This is a genomic window from Pseudomonas sp. FG35 (assembly GCF_057809295.1).
This window is the reverse complement of the sequence record NZ_JBMDJR010000007.1, coordinates 232,277-252,222: the sequence shown is the minus strand read 5'-3', so window position 1 is coordinate 252,222 and position 19,946 is coordinate 232,277. Positions and strand designations below refer to the sequence as shown.

The following is a 19,946-nucleotide window of genomic DNA, read 5'->3' as shown; positions in this document are numbered from 1 at the left end:
GGGAACCTGCTGTTACAATGCCGCCCAGCGAATCTCGGACTTTTCAGATCAGGAGCACACCGGTGCCTGTCGTTTTTGTCGCCGCTTCCAAGCTGCCAACGCCTTTTGCGCAATTCACCATGCACGGTTTTCTCGACGAAGCCACCGGCCGCGAGCACGTCGTGCTGAGCCTGGGCGAGATTGCCGACGGTGCCCCGGTACTCGGCCGTCTGCACTCCGAATGCCTGACCGGCGATGCCTTGTTCAGCCAGCGTTGCGACTGCGGTTCGCAACTCGAAGGCGCCCTCAAGGCCATCGCTCGCGAAGGCCGTGGCGTGTTGCTGTACCTGCGTCAGGAAGGGCGCGGCATCGGTCTTTTGAACAAGATCCGTGCCTACGAATTGCAGGACGGCGGCGCCGACACCGTTGAAGCCAACGAGCGTCTGGGCTTTGCCGCCGACCAGCGTGACTACGCCATGTGCCTGCCGATGCTCGAGCATCTGGGCGTCAAATCCCTGCGTCTGATGACCAACAACCCGCGCAAGGTCAAAGCCTTGACCGACATGGGCATCGTCGTCGCCGAGCGCGTGCCGCTGCACACCGGCCACAATCCGCACAACAAACTCTATCTGGCGACCAAGGCCAGCAAGCTCGACCACATGATGGGCAACGAGCATCAGGGCGAGGTAGACCGGGCGTGACCCGCGGGCAAGTGCGGCGCCGTCTGTCGATCGCCTGGTGGAAATACCTGGCGCTGGCGCTGTTGCCGCTGTTCGTGATCAACGGAGTGTTCGGCCAGGGCGAGGCGATTCTGCCGGTCTTGGCGATGCCTTTGTTTATCGCTGGCGTGGCGTCGATGTTTGTCAGCCTGAAGTTTTTCGGGCGCTACAAACATGCGCTGATCGCCACGCAAAAAGCCCTCGATACCCCTGAAGAACCCGCTGCCTGGATCGCCCTGGCGGCCTGCCTTCGCAGTGCATTCGTGGTCGCGGCGCTGCCGGCATGGATCGGCGCGCTGGCGGTGTTCGTCGGCCTTGAAGCGGTGCCGCTGATGTTGCTGGCGCTGTCCACGGCGGTGCTGTTCTACCTCTACCGTATCCCGCGTCAACTCGCCTGATGCGGCGTCTCTGGCTGGCGGTTCTGCTGCTGGCCGTCAGCGGTGAAACGCTGGCCGCCCTGCGGGTGGTCAGCCTCGCGCCATCCCTGTCTGAAATCGTTGTCGAACTGGATTCGGCCGACCTGTTGGTCGGGGTGCTGGATGGCGGTGAGCGGCCATCCGCGATCAAGGACGTGCCTTCGGTAGGCCGTTATGGCCAGCTTGACATGGAGCGGCTGCTCAGCCTCAAACCTGACTTGTTGCTGTTGTGGCCCGGCAGTGTCGGCCCGGCTCAACGTGATCAGCTCAAGCGCCTGAACATCCCGACGTTCGTTGCCGAGCCTCACAGTCTCGAACAGCTGACTGCGCAGATTGAAGCCATCGCGATACAGCTCGGTCGTCCTGAGCGTGGGATCGAACGAGCTAGTGAGTTGCGACAAAACCTCGATGAGCTGCGCCAGCGCTACCGACGGGAAACGCCGCTGCGGGTGTTCTATCAGGTCTGGGACGCGCCGCTGTACACCGTCGGCGGCGGGCAGATCATCAGCGATGCGCTTGAAGTGTGCGGCGCGCGCAATGTGTTTGCCGATTTGAGCCTGCCCGCGCCGCAGGTGAGCATCGAGGCGGTTTTACAGCGTGATCCCGAAGTGATTCTCGCCGGCGATCAGCCGCAACTCGATGCGTGGAACGCCTGGCCGCAGGTCACAGCGGTGAAGCATCGGCAATTACTGCTGGTCACCGACAAAGGTCTGGAGCGCCCGAGCGGGCAGATGATCGAGGCGACCGCCAAACTCTGCCACCTGATCGCGCCAGATCGTTAGAGCTGCGGTGTCCAGGTCACGCCGAACATGAACGCCCGACCTTCCTCGCGATAGTCATACTGACTGCCGTCATGGCTGTACAGCGCCCGGCTGTAACCCTTGTCCAGCAGGTTGTCGATCTTGAAATCCAGCTTGATCTCGCGGTTCAACGCCCAGCTGCTGCGCAGTCCGAGCAGTGCATAACCGCCAAGCGGCTGCTGATTGTTCAGGTCGTCATAGCTGCTGCTCACGGCCTGCCAACTGGCGCCGAGGCCAAGGCGATCGAACTGTCGATCCAGATCCCAGCTCAATGTCCGCCGTGCACGCCGTGCCAACGTGTGGCCGGTGTCGCGGTCACGGGGATCGATGATCGCCACGCCGAGGTTGCTCTGCCAGCCGAACAGCTCCTGTTTCAGCGCTGCTTCGAAGCCGTTGATCCGCGCCGAGGCGACGTTTTCCGGGCGTGAGTTGCTGCCGAAGATGATCGCGTCTTCCAGATCGGTCCGGTACAGCGAGGCTTCGAGGCGAGTGCTGTCGCTCAACTGGCTGCGCCATTGCAGCTCGTAGCTTTTCGAGGTTTCCGGTTTCAGGTCGGGGTTGCTGAAGTCCGGGTAATACAGATCGTTGAAGGTCGGCGCGCGGAAGCCTTCGCTGTAGCTGAGCAGCAGATCGTTGTCCGGGTTGACCGGCAAGGTCAGCGTGCCGCTCCAGCTGTTCTGGCCGCCGAACTGCTGGTTGTCATCACGACGCAGGCCCAGTTCGGTGGAGAAACTGTCGGCCTGGAAGCGATGCTGGATGAACGCGGCGCGGTTCCAGCGGCTGTCTTCGTCGAACGCGGTGCTGCTGTTGATGCGGTCTTCGTACCAGTCGCCGCCAAGGATCAGGCTGTTGCGCGCATCGAGGGTCAGATCGTTCTGCCAGGTCACCGAATCACGGTAGGTGTTGAACACCGAGCGTTCGTCGCTGAGCTTGTCGAAGGACTTCTCGCGGTTTTCGCTATGGCCGAGTTCCAGGCGCGACTTCCAGCGCTCGTTGATTCGCGCGTCGATGTAGCTGCTGAAACTGCTGACGGTGAAATCGCTGTAGGGCTGCTGCTGGAGGGAGTCGAAAGTCACCGGGTCGAAGCGGCCGAACGGGTTGTCGAACTCGCTTTTGCCACGGTTATCGAGCAGGTTGGCGCCGACTTCGATGTCATCGGTCAGCGCGTGGCTGAGACTCAGGCTGATGGACTTATTGCGATAGGCGTCGTGGTCACTGTCGCTGGGATAGGATTCGTGGGTGCGGTCGAGGCCGGCGGTTTCATCGAGGCTGGCGCCGAGGTTGAAACGTGTTTCCTCATCACCTCCGGACAGGCCGACACTGCGCTCCCAGGTCTGATTGCTGCCGAATCCGACATGCACCCGGGGCTGCAAGCCTTGTTCGCCGCCGCGCCGGGTGAAGATCTGAATCACCCCGCCAATCGCATCGCTGCCGTAGATCACCGAACGCGAACCGCGCAAAACTTCGACCCGCTCGATCTGCTCGATGTTGAGGTGTTGCAGATTGCTGTCGCCGGAAGTGGAGTTGCCGATGCGCTGGCCATCGACCAGCACCAGGCTTTGCGCCGATTGCGTGCCGCGGATGTAAATACCCGGAAGACTCCCGCGTCCGCCGGTTTGCGTCACTTGCACGCCCGGTACCCGTTGCAGCAGATCGGTGACGCTGCGCGGTTGCAGACGCTCGATGTCTTCGCGGGTGAACACGGTGTTGGCGGCGCTGCTGTCGTTGCGCGCTTCGACCTGACGGTTGGCGCTGATCAGCACGTCCGGCAGCTTCAGGGCCTGGTCGCGTTCGAAATTGTCAGCGAGGGCGTTGGCGGAGGGCAGCAGCAGGAGGGGCAGGGCGAGGCGCGAGAGGTTCATCGGTATTCCGTTGGTATTTCTGGTGGCACTAGATTTCCAGCGGCACAAAACACTGTGGGAGCGGGCTTGCCCGCGATGGCGTCGGTACATCCAACATCAATGTTGACTGTGCCGACCTCATCGCGGGCAAGCCCGCTCCCACAGGGATGGTGATTACTTGTTGAGCAGTTCCAGGCGCTCCCGCACCGCCGCTTCGATCCCCACTTCATCCAGTCCGCACTCGGCCAGCATCTGCGCCGGTTTGGCGTGCTCGACGTAAACGTCCGGCAAGCCCAGGTGCAGCACCGACTTGAGGATGTTCTCGCGGGCGAGGAATTCGCTGACCGCGCCACCGGCGCCGCCCATGATCGCGTTCTCTTCGATGGTCACCAGCAGGTCGTGGCTGTTGGCGATCTCGCGTACCAGCGCTTCGTCCATCGGTTTGACGAAACGCATGTCGACCACGGTCGCGTCCAGCGTCTCGGCGACTTTCAGGGCTTCGGCCATTTGCACGCCGAACACCAGCAGGGCGACCTTGCTGCCCTGACGACGCACCACGCCCTTACCGATCTCGATCGGTTCGAGGTCTTTCTCGATGGTCGCGTTCGGGCCGGTGCCGCGCGGGTAACGCACCGCCGCCGGGCCGTTGTACAGGTGGCCGGTGGTGAGCATCTTGCGGAGTTCATTTTCATCGCTCGGGGTCATGATCACCATGCCCGGGATGCAGCGCAGGAACGACAGGTCGAAACTGCCGGCGTGGGTCGGGCCGTCTTCGCCCACCAGACCGGCGCGGTCGATGGCGAACAGCACGTCGAGGTTCTGCACCGCGACGTCATGCACCAACTGGTCATAACCGCGTTGCAGGAATGTCGAGTAGATCGCCACCACCGGTTTCGCGCCTTCGCAGGCCATGCCGGCGGCGAGGGTCACGGCGTGTTGCTCGGCAATCGCCACGTCGAAGTAGCGCAGCGGGAAGCGTTCGCTGAACGCCACCAGATCCGAGCCTTCCTTCATCGCCGGGGTGATGCCCACCAGACGCGGGTCGGCAGCGGCCATGTCGCACAGCCACTCACCGAACACGCCGGAATACTTCGGCCCGCCGGCCTTTTTCGGCGCAGCGGCAGGGGCGTCCAGCGGTTCGAGTTTGGTGATGGCGTGGTAACCGATCGGGTCGACTTCCGCCGGTGCGAAGCCTTTGCCTTTCTTGGTGACGATATGCAGGAACTGCGGGCCTTTCAGATCGCGCATGTTGCGCAGGGTGGCGATCAGGGTCGGCAGGTCGTGGCCGTCGATCGGGCCGATGTAGTTCCAGCCCAATTCTTCGAACAGGGTGCCGGGGACCAGCATGCCTTTTGCGTACTCTTCGGTACGACGGGCGATTTCCCAGGCACCGGGCAGGCGCGACAGCACTTTCTTGCTGCCCTCACGCATGCTCGCGTAAGTGCGGCTGGAAAGGATCTTCGCCAGATAGTTCGACAGACCGCCGACGTTGCGCGAGATCGACATGTCGTTGTCGTTGAGGATCACCAGCATGTTGGCGTCGACTTCCGGCGCGTGGTTCAGCGCCTCGAAGGCCATGCCGGCGGTCAGGGCGCCGTCGCCGATCACCGCAATCGCCTTGCGATCGCTGTTCTGCAGGCGGGCGGCGATGGCCATGCCCAGCGCGGCACTGATCGAGGTGCTGGAGTGGCCGACGCCGAAGGTGTCGTACTCGCTCTCGGAACGGCGCGGGAAGGCGGCGATGCCGTCCTTCTGGCGCAGCGTTTCCATGCGCTCGCGACGACCGGTGAGGATCTTGTGCGGATAGGCCTGATGACCGACGTCCCACACCAACCGGTCGTCCGGGGTGTCGAAGACGTAATGCAACGCGATGGTCAGCTCGATGACGCCCAGGCCGGCACCGAAGTGCCCACCGGTCTGGCCGACCGTGTAGAGCAATTCCAGGCGCAACTCATCAGCCAGGGTTTCCAGCTCGGCTTCGCCTAACCGGCGCAGGCCGTCCGGCGTGTTAGCGCGGTCGAGCAGGGGCGTGGTCGGGCGCTTGCGGGGAATCTCATGAAACGTCGTGGGCATCAGGCGAATCGTTATAGGTATAAAAGATGCGGCAGTTTACCTGATGCATCGCCCCCTGCCCACGCGTTGGTCTTTTTTGGCAGATAAGCCTTCAGTTGCGCCGGTCGACGATATACCGGGCCAGATCGCGCAACGGCTCGGCAGCCGCGTCAAACGGTCGCAGCGCGTGCAGGGCCTGATCGCGCAGTTCCAGCGCATAGGCCTTGGCGGCGTCCAGACCGAGCAGTGCCGGGTAGGTCGGCTTGTCGCGGGCGATGTCGGCGCCCTGGCGTTTGCCGAGGGTTTCGGTATCGCTTTCGACGTCGAGAATGTCGTCCTGGACCTGGAATGCCAGGCCGATGGCCTGTGCATAAGTCTGCAGGGACTTGAGTTCATCCTTCTCGGCAGAGCCGCTGGCCAGGGCGCCGAGCCTGACGCTGACTTCGATCAGCGCGCCGGTCTTGTGTCGGTGCATCTGTTCCAGCGCTTTCTGATCAAGCTTGAGGCCGACCGAACCGAGGTCGATGGCCTGACCGCCGACCATGCCAGCCGGGCCCGCCGCGTGCGCCAGTGCTGTGACCTGCTGCAGGCGGATGTCCGCGCTCAGGTCGCTCAGGCGCGGGTCGAGCAGGGCACTGAACGCCAGGCTCTGCAAGCCGTCGCCGGCGAGGATTGCGCAGGCTTCGTCGAATTTCTTGTGAGTCGTCGGCTGGCCGCGACGCAGATCGTCGTCGTCCATCGCCGGCAAATCGTCGTGCACCAGCGAATACGCGTGGATCAGCTCAACCGCACACGCTGCGCCGTTGGCCTGTTCGGCCTTGCCGCCAAGGGCTTCGCATGCGGCGTAGGCCAGCAGCGGGCGCACGCGTTTGCCGCCGTTCATCACGCTGTAGCGCATGGCTTCGTAAAGCCGCGCCAGTTCTGGCAGCGGAGCGTTGAACAGGGTTTCCAGTGCCGCATTGACCCGTGCCTGGCTGGTGGCCGAATACGCTGCAATCATTCTGGCTGATCCGCGTCGAAGGGTTCCTCGGCGAGTTCGCCATCGCGCTCCAGCAACACCTGGACCTTCTGCTCGGCCTGGGCCAGCGCCGCCTGGCAGTCACGGGTCAGGCCGATGCCCTGCTCGAAAGCGGTCAACGAGTCTTCCAGCGACAATTCACCGTTCTCCAGACGCTCCACCAGCGTTTGCAGGTCGGCGAGGGACTGTTCGAAATCCAGTGCAGCTTTTTTGCGGGCCATGGCGGCTAATTCCGGTTGACGTTAAACCGGCGCGACACTAGCAGATAGGGGGGGTATGGGCAAATGAGCGGGGCGGGTCAAAGCCTTGAAATGGCGAAGGCGCTAGCTGATTAACCTGAGCAAAATATGACGGAAAGGGGCTTGTTTCAGAAAGTCTCTCGCCAATTGCGGGTGTTCTTTGAGCAAGCTGACGAACGCTTTTATCCACTTTTCCCGTTCTCGAATGAGTGCTGCACTATGGAGCCCAAGCATATCTCGCGTTTGACGAACCAAATGCCTATTTCTCCTGTTGAGATCGGGCATGGGTTCCAGTGAACCATCTGACGATAAAGAGAACTGCTCATTGCAACCGGGAGCAGGCTCAATCGGGAGAAGCCGATCTCCTTTTCGCTGGCCACATCCGTCTGACCGGATACACCCGTGTGCATAGTTGGTGTAAGAGAAGGTCAAGTGAGGGTGGCCATCACTACCGCGCTTGGGCTTGATGTGGTCAATTTGACCTGTGTCGGGTTGCAGCGGCATTTCACAGTAAACGCAAAGTCCACCTTGATCATTATGGAGGCTCGCCTTCACGATTTTTTTCACCGGGCGGAAAGCCTCTCCATCAAAATCATCTGGTCCCGCGCCGGGATAAGTTTCGTTGAAATCCAGCAGTGCTTTTGGGGGAGCGGGGTTGTGAGTCAACTCAATCATTACGCGTCTTCCTGACCTGCGCCGCGAGGAACGTCCAGAGCGTCATGTCAGCCTCGGAGATTTCGTAACCAGCGTTATCCAGTTCCTGTTTCAACTGGGTAGCTTTTGGGCTGTTACCGGCACCATCCCGGAACAATTGTTCGTACGCGTGGGCAGTTTCAACGATCGCCATCGGAGGGCGGGTGTTGACATTCATGACGCCCGCCAACGCATCTCCGGATTCCTGTGCCAAGGGACTCATAGCCGGTTGTTCTGAAACCCAGCCTTGCTCGTCCTTGTGAATGACACGGATCTGCTCACGATTCGCCGTCGTCAAGACCTGAGGACTATGTGTGCTAACGATGAACTGAATTTTCGGGAACGCTTTGCGAAGTGCTGCCAGGACCTGTTGTTGCCAGGCAGGATGTAGATGCAAATCGACCTCGTCGATCAGAACAATACCTTCTGTGAGCAATGGGGCTTGATCCTCAAACTGACCATTCAGGCGCGCGCAGCGAAATGCCATGTCGGCAGTCAATGAAATCATCGCTCGAACGCCATCACTCAGCAGGCTGATTGGCAGAAGCCCATGATCAGGATGAGACATTGCGAGATCTTCATAGCCAAGGCTGTAGTGAAAGTTACTCCAGCCTTCATTCTCCAGAACCAGATTTACTGCATTTTGAATGCCGGTGATTCTTGGCTTCAGATCCGATTGCTCGTAACCCGGCAACTCTTGTTGTTGAAGCAAGGCCATTGTCGCCTTCCGCATCCATTGCTGCATTTGCACAAAATTTGATGCAGAAGACAGGCAGTCTTCATACCCCATGGTTCTACTGGCACTAACCACCGCTTTTCGTGAGCTGTTGTTGTGTGTGATCCAAAGGCGTCCAGCTGGGTAATAGCTGATTAGCGGCAAAGCAGTTGCAGCCTTGGTTCGTGCTAACTCTTGAAGGTTTTTGCCCCAGTTGGCCAGTGAGGTGGCTTCTTTTGTAGTCGTACGGCTTTTGGGGCCATGCAGTGCTCGTTGCCATTGGATGGCGGGATCATCGAGGACAGCATCAATGATGACTGGAAATCTCTGTTCGTTTTCGAAGCTGTTGCCGAGACGAACGTAACGAGCATCGGTTCGCTCAATGTGCTTGGATTTGCCCATATCGAATGCGCCGACAAATGGCCCCAGCGCGGTGGCAATGGCTTCAAGTATTGTGGTTTTACCCTGCCCGTTACGTGCGGCAATGACCGTCAGCTCAGGATGGAAGTCGATTTCAATGTCTTCAAATCGACGGAAATCCTTTAGTTTCAGTTTGCGCAGCTTCACAGGAGTACCTCTATTTTTCCCGTCCTTGCCGACGGATTTTCTGGCCGTAGTTGACCATGAGATGACATTGAGCTCCAGTCGAAATCTTGAATTGAAACTGGATAATGCTTGGCAGCGCACTCAGTCTGGAGAGTTGATTTGGTAGCGACTGCTCCGCCCTCCTGCGGCTGTCCGTTTCAAACATTTTTTCTTGACCAATTCAGCCAAATGCCTGGTTGCTGTGGCCTTGGACAGTTTTGTTTCCGACTGATACTGCGCTGCGCTGATACCGTGCTCGAAACCGCGCTCACCACCGTCGAGCAAACGATTGAGCACTTTGATCTGCTCCGCCGACAGCCCGGATTCCCGGTGCGCCTGCCAGAAGCGTGATTTTCCCAACACACTTTCAATCCGCGCGATGGCCTGTTGCAGACTGCGCAGCAGGGTTTGCAGGAACCATGCGAGCCAGTCTGTGATGTCCAGCGTGGCTTTCTGGCTCGATTCGAGAATCCGGTAATAGCCCGCGCGGTCGTCGAGAATGCTGGCGGACATCGCATAAAAACGAATGGCCTGCGCTTCGCCTTGAGCCAATGCCAGATCGGTGAGGGTGCGAGTCAGGCGCCCATTGCCGTCGTCGAATGGGTGCAAGGTGACGAACCAGAAGTGTGCGATACCGGCTCGCAGTAAAGGATCGAGGCCTGCCTGATGCTGACTGGCGTCGAACCATTTGAGAAAACTGTCGAGTTGTCGCTCAAGCCCTTGTCGCGGTGGCGCCTCGAAGTGCACGGTCGGGCGGTCGATTCGCCCGGAAACCACCTGCATCGGCTCATCGCCGCGTAATGCGCCTACATTGATTGCTCGCGAAAGGAAACCACTCTCCTGTTCTGGAAACAGCCATGAGTGCCATTCCAGCAATCGTTCCAGCGTCAGCGGTTCGGCAAAACGTTGAGTGGCATCGAGCATCAGTTGCGCCAGCCCCTCGCTGCGCTTGCTGACGTTGTCGCCATCCGGTGATTCCAGCCCCAGACGTCGTGCCAATGAAGAACGCACGGATTCAATATTCAACTGCTCCCCCTCGATGGCCGAGGAGGTCACGATGTTCTGCAGCAACGCGTCCAGCTCAGTTTGAGCGCTCAGTGAATTGCCCACTGATCCCGCCATGCCCATCAATTGTCCCTGCGCCTGAACGCATTCGCGCAACAGCGCAGTGAGATGCTCTGCCTGCCAGTTGAAGTCGGGCCAATCGGGTTGCTGCCAGATCCAGTGAGTTGCCATGAAATGCCGTTCCTGAGTGCGTGAGCCGAATAGAAGTGCTATTCGGCTCATTTCGTGAGCCGAATATGACGCCTATTCGGCTCATCGTCCACTAGTCGCCGTGATTACTACCGCATTTCAAGATGTATCCGATTGTTAAAAAACTGCCGAATCGCTAACCTTCGCGCCTTCTACGACCCGACAGTCACGGGTCTTTCAGACGAAACGCAGTATCGCCCACTGTGAAGCGCCGAGGATCGGGTGCAAGGTTTCGTTCAGGCATGGCAGGAGGCATCACATGCGTTCACTTCTTTTGCTGCTGATCGGCCTGGCCTGCGTGCCGGCGCTGTCGGCTGCACCGAGTGCCGAGATGTCGGAACCGGTGGGCGGCTGGCGCTATCACGGTCTGCTCGACCGCACGGAAAACCCGCAAGTCGCCTATCCCACGCCGCCCATCGATCGCGGCATCCAGCGCAATCGCTCGATGATCGAGGGTCAGCTCAAGGCCATCGGGCATCTGCGCCCGCCTCATAGCCTGGCGGTGAATGGCAATCCACTGAATCTGTACACCGACGACGATGGGCGTTTCGCCCGGCCGTATGCGTTCGGCGCCGGCTCCAACAGCGTCGAAGTGATCAGCGCCGACGGCCAGTCGCTCAAGCGCGTTCAATTCTACGAAGCCAACAATTTGCGCACGCCGGCGCGGATCCGCGTGGTGCTCGGTTGGGACGACCCTAAAGCCGAACTCGACCTGCACGTCATTACGCCTGACGGCCAGCACGCCTTCTGGGCGCGGCCGGCGATGAGCAACGGCGGCGGCCTCGATCCGGACGGTGTCGACGGCCCCGGCCCGGAAATGTTCACCATGACCGCGCCGCTGCACGGCACCTATCTGGTTTACGTCAACTATTGGGGCAACTTCGGTAACGGCGGCTATAACTTCGAGGAGACCAGCAACCAGAACGAGGTCATCACCTCGCAGATCACGCTGGTGCTCAACGAAAACACCGTCGACGAAAAACGCGAAACGTTCATCGTGCCCCTGCGGGCCATCGGTGATCTGCTGCTGGTCAAGACTTTCAACTATTAAGCATCCCGCACCACGGATGAACTGCCGAGCTTTGGGAACATGAGCGAGAAGATGAGCGATAACACTGCGAACCCGGCTACCGACGCGCCCGTCGCCAAACCTTCCCGGCGCTGGCCGTTGCTGGCGGTCGGGCTGTGCCTGGTGGCCGGCGTGGCGGGCGGGCTCGGCTGGCTGATGCACAAACCCAAGGCACCACCAGCGGAGTTGGCCAGTGACAAGCTCGGCCTGAGCCGCCCGGACGCGCTGCTGGAAACCCGCTCCCTGAGCCAGTTGCCCAAGGACCTGCTGACGGTGCCGTTCCTCAAGGCCACGCTGACCGAGGATTTCGTCTTCTATTACGAAACCCACGCCGACCGCCTCGGGCTGATCGGCAGTCTGCGGCGGATCATCTACGAGCATGACCTGAAGCTGCAGGACAGCCTGATCGAGCAGCTCTTCGATCAACCGGCAGACGTAGCGTTGTGGCGCGGTGCCGATGGTCGGCTGAAAGATTTCCTGCTGGTGATGGATCGCGGCGGTCTGGCCAAGGTGCTGGAGCCGCTGGCGAAAGTCGCCCTGGATGATTCGCAACTGAGCGTGCTCAGCACCCTGAAAGTCGGCGGCGACGAAGTGCCGCTGTATCAACTGACCTACAACGCCGGCAAATCCCTGCTGTTCGCCTCCCGTGGCGACAAACTGGTGGTGCTGTCCAATCCGGCCAAATTCTACGACCCGGAAAGTGGTGCTTCCGAGGAGTCCGGCCATGTTTCGCCGCAGGCGCTGGCGGCGTTGCTCAATGGCGAAAAACTGTTCCCCGAAGCGTTCGGGTTGCCGGCCAAGACGCCGGAAACCAAGCAGCGCCTGTCGGTCAATTCCAGCGTCCTGGCCATGGGTTATCAACGCTTCATCCCGAATTTCGCCGGCCTGCGTTTCGACATGGACGACAAGGGCTGGCACAGCTATCTCGCCATGGATGAGCTGGAGAACCAGCCGGACTTCGATTTCAAACCGGTCTGGCAAGCCATGCCGCTGGGCGCCAGTGCCTGCGTGACGCTGCCGGTCGCAGCCGAGCCGCAAAAACCGTTGCTGGTGAAACTCGGCGCCGAAGAAGCGGTAGCGCAGAAACTCACCGAGCACGTGGCCGGCGCGGCGGGCCTGTGCTGGTACGCCGATTCGCGGCTGTACACGCCCTTGCTGGTGGCCAGTCTGAACGACGAAGACAACGGCAAGCTCGACGCTGATATCGGCACTCTGTTCGATTCGATGGTCGGCGCTTACGAAGGCAAGGTCGACGAGCACGCGTTCCCCGTGGTGGAAAAACAGGAAGGCCAGAGCCACCTCTGGCAACGTCAGGTCAGCTCCAACTTCGGCCCGTACGCGGCCAAGGATGCCGAGAACCCGGACGCGATCACCGGCCGTGCGTTCATGAAAGTCAGCCTGGCGCGCCACGGTTCGACGCTGCTGTTTTCCCTCGACGACAAACTGGTCGACAAGGCCCTCGGCACCCTCGACAAACGCTTCCCGCCGATGGCCGACGTGCTGCCCAAAGACGTGCTGATGCCGATCTACTTCGGCCCGGACTCAATGGCGCAACTGATCCAGCAGGAAACCCTCGACAGCCTGCCGCAGGACATGGAGCCGGTGTTCTACAACGCCGCACAAACCTACCTGATCCCGAAACTGCGCACCCTCGGCGGCATGGGCAAATACGCCCTGACCTTGCCGGAAGGCAGCGAGCCTGACGGTCACTGGCAATGGCTGCCGCTGGAGTGGAAAGCGCTGTGACTGGTTTGATTCGCAGCCTTGGCCTTCTGGTGCTGTTGCTCAGCGCCGGTGCCCGAGCCGCTGAGGCGCCGGCCCTCGATCCTGCGCAATCCCAGGTCTTTCGCGCCTGGTTCGTGCGCATCGCTCAGGAGCAGTTGAGCAAAGGCCCGAGCCCGCGCTGGTATCAGCAGGATTGCGCGGGGCTGGTGCGTTTCGCCGCCAACGAAGCACTGAAAGTCCATGACGACAAATGGCTGCGCAGCAATGGCGTGTCCAACCGCTACCTGCCGCCGGAGCTGGACCTGAGCGCCGATCAGCGCAAGCTCGCCCAGCAATGGCAGCAGGGTGGCGGCAAGGTCGGGCCCTACGTCAACGCGATCAAACTGATTCAGTTCAACAGCCATCTGATCGGCCGCGACGTGTCCCAGGCACGCCCCGGCGATCTGATGTTTTTCGATCAGGGCGACGACCAGCACCTGATGATCTGGATGGGCCGCTACATCGCCTATCACACCGGCACGACCACCCCAACCGACAACGGCATGCGTTCGGCAAGCCTGCAGCAACTCATGACATGGAAGGACACCCGATGGATACCCGACGCAGCCAACCCCAACTTCATCGGCGTCTATCGACTGAACTTTCTCTCCCAATGACCGGTGCCCGCATGCTGCGTTTACTGCCTTTTCTGTTGCTGTTGACCCTGCCGTTTTCGGCCGTGAATGCCGAAGACACCGTGGAGCCAAGCGGCTACACGCCGGTGTCCGGTGAGAGCTTTTTCCTGCTGGCCGACAGCAGTTTCGCCGCCGATGAACAGGCGGTGGTACGCCTCGAAGCGCCGGGTCGCGACTACCGTCGATTCCGCATGGAACCCTACGGCGGCGCCGACATCCGTGTGTACAAGATCGACAAGCCGCTGGACTTCCTCAAGCGCCAGAAGAACCTGCACCGCGTGGTCAGCGACGGCCAGTTCAAGGGCGAAGGCCTGTCGAACACCCTGGCGTACCTGTGGGACAACTGGTACCGCAAGTCCCGTCGGGTGATGCAGCGTGCGTTCTCCTACGAGTCGCGTCAGCAAGTCACCGAGGAAGTGCCGGAGCTGAAGATGGGCAATGCCATCGCCGCGCCTACGCCTTATGACGCGCAACCGCAATTCGCCCTGATTCCGGGCCTGCCGGTGGTCAGCCAGTTCCGCTATCCGCTGTGGCAGGCCAAACCGATCCAGCCGCCGACCGGCGTCAATCTGGCCGGGTCTTCCAGCGAGTTCGTCAGCGTCGCGCCGGGCAACGTCTACATCCCGTTGGGCAATCTGAAACCGGGCCTGTATCTGGTCGAAGCGCTGATCGGCAAGTACCGCGCGACCACCATGGTTTTCGTTTCCAACACCGTGGCGGTGAGCAAGATTGCCGGTGATGAATTGCTGGTGTGGGCCGCGCGCAAATACGAAGGCAGCTCGGTGCCGAAGGTCAATGTGCTGTGGACCGACGGCCTCGGCGTGATGAGCAGCGGCGCCACCGACACCGATGGTCTGCTGCGCCTGAAACACGTCAGTCCCGAGCGTTCGTTCGTGATCGGCGAGGACGAAGAGGGCGGCGTATTCGTCTCGGAAAACTTCTATTACGACAGCGAAATCTACGACACCAAACTTTACGCGTTCACCGACCGGCCGTTGTATCGCCCGGGCGATTGGGTGTCGCTGAAAATCGTCGGCCGCGAATTCAAGAATGCGCGGGACTCGGTATTGCCGGGGGCGGCGGACGTCAATGTCAGCGTGCTCGATGCCACTGGCACCGAATTGCAGCGGCTCGATCTGAAACTCGACTCCAAGGCCGGTACCCAGGGCCGTTTCCAGTTGCCGGACAACGCCGTGGCCGGTGGTTACGAGCTGCGTTTCAACTACAAGGATCAGGTCTACAGCAGCGCGTTCCGTGTAGCCGAGTACATCAAGCCGCATTTCGAAATCTCGCTGAACCTGGCCAAGCAGGATTACCGCACCGGCGAACCGGTGAAAGGCAGCCTGGTGCTGCTCTATCCGGACGGCAAACCGGTGGCCAACGCCAAACTGACCCTGAGCCTGCGCGCTCAGCAACTGTCGATGGTCGACAACGAGCTGCAATACCTCGGTCAATTCCCGGTGGAGCTGACCAGCACCGAACTGACCACCGACAGCAAGGGCAATGCAACCCTTGACCTGCCGGCCGCCGACAAACCGAGCCGCTACATGCTCACCGTGTTCGCCAGCGATGGCGCGGCGTACCGGGTCAAGACCACCAAAGAAATCCTCATCGACCGCGGTGCTGCCAGCTTCCGTCTGACTGCGCCGCAGCGCTTCAGCGCGGTGGGTGACAAGGTCGCGTTCAGCTACGCCAACGAGGGCGGCAGCCAACAGGCGCAGGCCGTGGTGCCGAGCAGCTACAGCTGGGTGCGTCTGGAAGACCAGACCACCGGCGAAGGCAAACTGGCAGCGAAAGCCAAAGGCTTCAGCGTGGCCTTCGAGCGTCCGGGCACCTACAACCTGTCGCTGAAAGATCAGCACGGCCGAGTGCTGGGTGCGACCGGTCATTCGGTCACCGGCGATGGCGTCAAGGCTGTGCCGGGCACTGTGGAAATCGTCCTCGACAAACCCGAATACAAGGCCGGCGACGAAGCGCTGGCGCTGATCACATTCCCGGAGCCAGTCAGCGATGCACTGCTGTCGCTGGAGCGCGACAAGGTCGAAGCCACCGCGCTGCTGGCCAAGGGCGGCGACTGGCTGAAACTGGAAAAACTCAGCGACACCCAATACCGCGCACGCATCCCGGTGAAGGAAAACTTCGCGCCGAACCTGACGTTCTCGGTGCTCTACACCAAGGGCGGTCAGTACAGCTTCCAGAATGCCGGGATCAAGGTTGTTGCGCCGCAGATCGACGTGGCGATCAAGACCGACAAAGACACCTATCAGCCGGGCGATACCGTGACGGTCGATCTGAACACGCAATTCGCTGGCAAGGCAGTGCCGGCGCACCTGACGGTCAGCGTGGTTGATGAAATGGTCTATGCGTTGCAACCGGAAGTCGCGCCGACCATCGACCAGTTCTTCTACCACCCGCGCCGCAACAACGTGCGCACCAGTGCGAGCCTGTCGTTCATCAGCTACGACGTGGCGTTGCCGGGCAGCCCTGGCGCACCGGGCAAAGCCAACCGCAGCGAGCGTGGGGTGAAAGTGCTGGAGCGGCCGCGTCGCGAAGATATCGACACCGCTGCATGGCAACCGGAATTGCTGACCGATGCCGACGGCAAGACTCGCTTCACCTTCAAGATGCCGGACTCGCTGACCCGCTGGCGCATCACTGCGCGGGCGATTGCCGATGACGGTCAGGTCGGGCAAAAGAAGCAGTTCGTCCGTTCGGAAAAACCGCTGTACCTGAAGTGGAGCGGGCCGAGCAAATTCCGCAAGGGCGATCAGCCGCAACTCGGTGTGTTCGCCTTTAGCCAGGCCGAGAAACCGGTCAAGGCTGAATTGGTGACGCACTACGCCGGCGCCGAACAGCGTCTGCCGGTGACCCTCAATAACGGCATCAACTACTTGCCGCTACCGGCCTTCGCATTGGTCTCCGGCGAATGGACCGCCGAACTGGTGCAGGACGGCAAGACCGCCGACGCCCTCGCGGTACGCCTGACCGCCACCGGCGAAGGCTGGCAAGTGACGCAGACCCAGAGTCTCGACGTGGCCAGCGGCGATACGCCGTTGAGCCTGCCGGCGGACGCCACCGACATTCGCCTGCGTCTGGATGACAGCCCGCAAGCGCTGTTCCGTTCGGCCCTCGATGATCTGCTCAGCTATCCGTACGGCGGCGTAGAACAGACCGCCAGCCGCTTGCTGCCGCTGAGCATCGCTTATCCGTCGCTGGCGTCGAGCCCGCAGATCCGCGAACGCTTGCGCCTGATCATGCAGAACAGCCGTCTGCGCCTGGTGCAAATGGCCGGCCCGTCGGCGAGCTTCACCTGGTGGGGCTTCGATGGCGAGCCGGATGCGTTCCTCACCGCTTACGCCTATTACGCCGACTGGAACGCCAGCCAGGTGCTGGAGCTGACCCTGCCGCCGGAGCACTGGCAGCGGGTGCTGGAGGTTTATGCCAAGAAGGCGCCGAACACGCCGTTGCTGCAACGGGCGCTGATTCTGTCGTTCGCCAAGCAGATGCATCTGCCGGTCAACACGCTGCTCAGCGGTTTGCTGGAGGATCTGGCCAAGGCCGGGGAAGGCAATGCCGAAACCCTGATGGACGACGGCGAAGACAGTCTGGTGATGGGCGATCCGGATTCGACGCTCGGTCTGGCGGCGGCGCGGGTCTTGGCCGCATCGTTGGCGACCCAGTCGAAAGTTGCTCTGCCGGACGCGTTCAATCGTCAGCTGGGCGCTGCGCAACAGCGCTTGTCGGTCAGCTCGCAGCCGTTTGCCGAAGCGCTGAACCTGTCGCTGCAACCGTTCGATCAGGCTCGTGCGAACGCGCTGCTGCAACGCCTGTTGCCGCAGCAATCGACCCTCGAACGTGCGCTGGCGCTGACCTGGCTGCAACGCAGCATCGCCCAGGCATCGCCGACCATCGCGCTGGCACCGGGCGAAGGTTGGAAGAAAAACTATGGCGCGACCGGCGAGATGTACTGGACGTGGCAGGGTGCTGCGCCGGTGCCGAGCGTGTTGTCGGTATCGGGCACTCAGGAGCGTCCTTTGCGTGCCGCGCTGAGCTTCCAGACTCAACAACCGGCAGTCGATCCGATGGCGGTGACCATCACTCGTCGCCTGTCGCGTCTGGTACCGGGTGACGAAGCCTTCACTTTCAAACTGGAGCCGGTCGGCAGCAAGCCGTTGTCCAGCGACAGTCTGTATCTGGACGAGGTGATCCTCACCAGCAAGGCACCAAAACCGTTGCGCTACGGCATGCTCGAAGTGCCGTTGCCGCCGGGCGCCGATGTCGAGCGCACCACGTGGGGCATCAAGTTGCAGGGCAAGGACGGCACCGAGCCGACCGCGCTGGAGAAGGCGCGGTTCGAACCGGGCCAACTGGCCTACGCGGTTCCGGTGGATGCACTGAGCGGTGAATTGCGTTTGCGCCATCTGGTTCGGTTCTCGCAGAAGGGCCAGTTCAACCTGCCGCCGGTGCGTTTCACTCAGGTCTACGCGCCGCAGCATCAGGCCCGCGAAGCGAAAGCGGCCCTCGGTCAGGTCACGGTCAACTGACATGACCCGGCCGCTGGTCTGGCTGCTGATGTGTGTGATTCCTGCGCTGGCGATGGCGCAGGATGAGCCGTTGCGCGTGGCCTACAAGGGCGAACTGCTGTCGCTGAATACCTCGCAATTGACGGCGCGCGAGCCAATGCCTTCGTCGCTGGAGACACCGCTGGGCAGTCTGTGGAAGCTGTTCGTTTATGCGTGGTTGGTGGATACCGGTGCGCGGGAGCCTGCTTATGAATGTCGCGGGCAGTCGAAGGAAGAAGTCTATTGCTGCACCGCGGGCGGCAAGATCGAGCGTGATCAGGCGCTGGTGAAATCCTGCGGGCTGTATTTCGAGCCGGCGCGGTTGGGCATCACCGCTGGCGATTGGAAAACCTATTGGCAGGCGCGACAGGCGCCGTCGTGGTTGCTGGACCTGCCATCGGTGCAGCCGGCTACTCGGGTGTCCGTGGCTGACTTGCTGAAGGTTCTGTCTTGGCTGCCGGCTCAGGATCAGATGCGTCGTGTGCTGCTCGACGTGGTGCTGAACGCGGCGGACGGCAATGTCGTCGGTGAGCTCGGCGGACGCTTGCGGGTGAAGACCTGGAGCTGGCTCGGCGATCAGGACCCTCAATCACGCCAGGGTGGATTCGCTGGCTGGACGGCGGACGGCTCGCCGATCTGGGCCGGTGGCCGGGGCACCAGTCAGATGGTTTTGCGGCGTTACGGTTCGGCGTTGGCGACGGTGTTACCCACATCGTGGCCGGCGGAAGCAGGGCGTTGTGTCGAAGTCGGACTGTTCTCGCGATATCCGGTTTCGCGGGTTCTGGCCGGTAATCGAGCGGTGACCTCCGGCCCGTTGCAGGGTGATTACCGCGTCGAATTCGCCAACGGCAATGCGCTGGATATCCACAGCGACGGCGAGCTGTTTCTGCTCAACGACAAGCTTGTGGCGCGGCTGGATCGTGAAGAGTACGTCGCCCGTGTGCTGGAGCGTGAAGCCAAACCGGAACCGCACGAAGCGGCCAAAGCATTGGCCGTGGCAATCCGCACGTATCTGCTGCAGAACGCCACGCGTAACGGCGAATGTTTGAGCATCGACGACAGCAGCACCCGCCAACGCGTCGCCCCGCGTCCTGCTTCCGCCGAATCCCGCAACATCGCCGCATGGACGGCGGATCTGGTGTTGGCCGGCAGTACCATCACCTATCACTCCGATCAGCCCGGCCCGGACAAACTGGCCTGGCAACAAGCGGTCGAACAAGCCAGTGCCGGCCAGCGTTACGACGCGATTCTGCTGCACGCCTACCCGCGCGCCAGCCTCAGCCGTTGGGACAACCCGGTGGCGTCCTGCGAAGCGCTACCTGCTGCGCAGGACTGGCTGCAAAAACAGCGGCGCGGCTGGCGTCCCAGGCTGGAAAGCGAAACCGGCTACAACGAAGTCAGCACGTTCGCCGTCTGCAAACTCGCCTTCGGCCGCCCCTTCGTCGACCGCGAACGCCAGCGCATCTATGTGCGCGGCGTGTTGTCCTTGCAGGACCGCCTCGACCTGACTCACGAATACCTGCACCTGGCCTTTGAAGCACACCCCAATGGCCAGGATGAAACCTATATCGAAGGGCTCGCCCGTCACCTTTTGCTGGAATAGAC

Annotated in this window: 15 protein-coding genes; 8 read left to right on the top strand and 7 right to left on the bottom strand. The window is 61.4% G+C overall.

The genetic code is table 11. The features are described 5' to 3' along the window. Positions 1–62 precede the first annotated feature (62 nt). Genes ribA through ACODTD_RS16215 form a run of 3 tightly spaced genes read left to right on the top strand, consistent with a single transcriptional unit; the run spans position 63 to position 1,896 of the window. Positions 63–680, top strand: coding sequence for a GTP cyclohydrolase II (gene ribA / locus ACODTD_RS16225; RefSeq protein ID WP_007955551.1), 618 nt, complete (start codon positions 63–65; stop codon positions 678–680). Continuing rightward, a complete protein-coding gene (locus ACODTD_RS16220) occupies positions 677–1,096 on the top strand; it encodes a hypothetical protein (RefSeq protein WP_011336131.1) in 420 nt (139 codons plus the stop codon). Before ribA ends, ACODTD_RS16220 begins: the two co-directional genes overlap by 4 nt. Beyond that, a complete protein-coding gene (locus ACODTD_RS16215) occupies positions 1,096–1,896 on the top strand; it encodes a cobalamin-binding protein (RefSeq protein ID WP_221615927.1) in 801 nt (266 codons plus the stop codon). The genes ACODTD_RS16220 and ACODTD_RS16215 overlap by 1 nt, the downstream gene beginning before the upstream one ends. Here the strand turns inward: ACODTD_RS16215 and ACODTD_RS16210 are convergent. The 7 genes from ACODTD_RS16210 to ACODTD_RS16180 all read right to left on the bottom strand — a co-directional run bounded on the left by ACODTD_RS16210 (position 1,893) and on the right by ACODTD_RS16180 (position 10,293). After that, on the bottom strand, positions 1,893–3,776 hold the full coding sequence (locus tag ACODTD_RS16210) for a TonB-dependent receptor domain-containing protein (protein ID WP_285357887.1): 1,884 nt from the start codon (positions 3,774–3,776) through the stop codon (positions 1,893–1,895). The two genes, ACODTD_RS16215 and ACODTD_RS16210, sit on opposite strands and share 4 nt — an antisense overlap. Positions 3,777–3,929: 153 nt before the next feature. Further along, entirely contained in the window at positions 3,930–5,828 is a 1,899-nt protein-coding gene (dxs, locus tag ACODTD_RS16205) for a 1-deoxy-D-xylulose-5-phosphate synthase (protein WP_064382210.1), read from the bottom strand. A gap of 91 nt (positions 5,829–5,919) precedes the next feature. Continuing rightward, positions 5,920–6,807, bottom strand: coding sequence for a (2E,6E)-farnesyl diphosphate synthase (gene ispA, locus ACODTD_RS16200; RefSeq protein ID WP_201818776.1), 888 nt, complete (start codon positions 6,805–6,807; stop codon positions 5,920–5,922). Further along, positions 6,804–7,046, bottom strand: coding sequence for an exodeoxyribonuclease VII small subunit (locus ACODTD_RS16195; RefSeq protein ID WP_007894317.1), 243 nt, complete (start codon positions 7,044–7,046; stop codon positions 6,804–6,806). Before ACODTD_RS16195 ends, ispA begins: the two co-directional genes overlap by 4 nt. Positions 7,047–7,148: 102 nt before the next feature. Next, positions 7,149–7,739 (bottom strand): retron system putative HNH endonuclease, encoded by a 591-nt coding sequence (locus ACODTD_RS16190; RefSeq protein WP_084777013.1) that lies wholly within the window; start codon positions 7,737–7,739, stop codon positions 7,149–7,151. Next, positions 7,732–9,039 (bottom strand): AAA family ATPase, encoded by a 1,308-nt coding sequence (locus tag ACODTD_RS16185; protein WP_064382206.1) that lies wholly within the window; start codon positions 9,037–9,039, stop codon positions 7,732–7,734. Before ACODTD_RS16185 ends, ACODTD_RS16190 begins: the two co-directional genes overlap by 8 nt. A gap of 120 nt (positions 9,040–9,159) precedes the next feature. After that, entirely contained in the window at positions 9,160–10,293 is a 1,134-nt protein-coding gene (locus ACODTD_RS16180) for a Fic family protein (RefSeq protein ID WP_201818774.1), read from the bottom strand. A 277-nt stretch (positions 10,294–10,570) separates the two neighbouring features. Between ACODTD_RS16180 and ACODTD_RS16175 the strand changes: the two genes are divergently transcribed. The 5 genes from ACODTD_RS16175 to ACODTD_RS16155 are packed head-to-tail and all read left to right on the top strand — an operon-like array spanning position 10,571 to position 19,944. Further along, positions 10,571–11,362, top strand: coding sequence for a YfaP family protein (locus tag ACODTD_RS16175; RefSeq protein WP_489105010.1), 792 nt, complete (start codon positions 10,571–10,573; stop codon positions 11,360–11,362). Positions 11,363–11,413: 51 nt separating this feature from the next. Next, entirely contained in the window at positions 11,414–13,126 is a 1,713-nt protein-coding gene (locus tag ACODTD_RS16170; RefSeq protein WP_201818771.1) for a DUF2138 domain-containing protein, read from the top strand. Beyond that, on the top strand, positions 13,096–13,761 hold the full coding sequence (locus ACODTD_RS16165; RefSeq protein WP_285357871.1) for a DUF1175 domain-containing protein: 666 nt from the start codon (positions 13,096–13,098) through the stop codon (positions 13,759–13,761). The genes ACODTD_RS16170 and ACODTD_RS16165 overlap by 31 nt, the downstream gene beginning before the upstream one ends. Next, on the top strand, positions 13,758–18,323 hold the full coding sequence (locus ACODTD_RS16160) for an alpha-2-macroglobulin family protein (protein ID WP_489105009.1): 4,566 nt from the start codon (positions 13,758–13,760) through the stop codon (positions 18,321–18,323). Before ACODTD_RS16165 ends, ACODTD_RS16160 begins: the two co-directional genes overlap by 4 nt. Before the next feature lies 1 nt (position 18,324). Then, on the top strand, positions 18,325–19,944 hold the full coding sequence (locus tag ACODTD_RS16155; protein ID WP_489105008.1) for a DUF2300 domain-containing protein: 1,620 nt from the start codon (positions 18,325–18,327) through the stop codon (positions 19,942–19,944). Positions 19,945–19,946 lie beyond the last annotated feature (2 nt).